Origin of the sequence: Bartonella sp. AP58NXGY (assembly GCF_042195785.1) — a bacterium.
Lineage (GTDB): Bacteria > Pseudomonadota > Alphaproteobacteria > Rhizobiales > Rhizobiaceae > Bartonella.
The window spans coordinates 1-852 of the sequence record NZ_JBHIOY010000167.1 but is presented as its reverse complement, the minus strand read 5'-3'; the positions used below and the strand labels follow the sequence as shown (position 1 = coordinate 852).

The following is an 852-nucleotide window of genomic DNA, read 5'->3' as shown; positions in this document are numbered from 1 at the left end:
TACATAACGTATTAAAAAAATACAAAAAATATCAAAAAAGATAAAATATTAATTGACAATAAATACGTATTTTGTTATATAAATAATCAAGTGCTTAACAACACTAAACAGTAAGCGAATAGGTTGCGATAAACCTAATCCTGTTATAAAAACTGACTATCTTTTATGCTTTAATTGGCATATATGATGATTTTGTCGGGTGTAGTTACACCATACAATACCCTTATGGGAAAAGTGTAACGACGGACTAATCGCCGTGTTTGTTAGCGCCTGGCATTCTTTAGAGTGTCATTACTTTTAGGATTTTTCAAAAAATAATTGACAGTTTCTGTGAACAGCGATAGTCTGATTGGCAGGCTTAAAACACCTCGTAACTAATCGGTTCAACAGTATCCCGAAAGATCTGTTGCCCATCATAAGAAATTTTGTCCAGGGTCTTCACATGTATGTCCAAGGGTAACCTAAAGATGTGAAGGACTGAATTGGTTCGGTTGTTTTAGCCCTGGATACTTTAACTTATAAAACAAAGGACTAATAAGATGAACACTCTAATTAAAATATCAGAACAAGCTGTTGGACAAGAAACTGTGCAAACTGTTAACGCACGTGAATTATATATGTTCTTAGAAGTTAACTCTAAATTTGCAGATTGGATTGTACGCCGTATTAAAGAATATGGATTTTTGGAAAATCAAGATTATGGTTTTACGTTTCTCAAAAATGAGAAACGTAAAAATGTTATAAGTAAAGAATATCATATCACACTAAACATGGCGAAAGAACTCTCAATGGTTGAACGCAATGAGAAAGGTAGGCAGGCTCGTCGTTACTTTATTGAGTGTGAGAAAAAGT

Annotated in this window: 1 protein-coding gene; it reads left to right on the top strand. The window is 33.3% G+C overall.

Annotation, left to right across the window (positions count from 1 at the left end; genetic code table 11):
* Window positions 1-539: 539 nt before the first annotated feature.
* A partial coding sequence (locus ACFINC_RS10220) for an antA/AntB antirepressor family protein (RefSeq protein ID WP_375617140.1) occupies window positions 540-852 on the top strand: 313 nt, incomplete at its 3' end.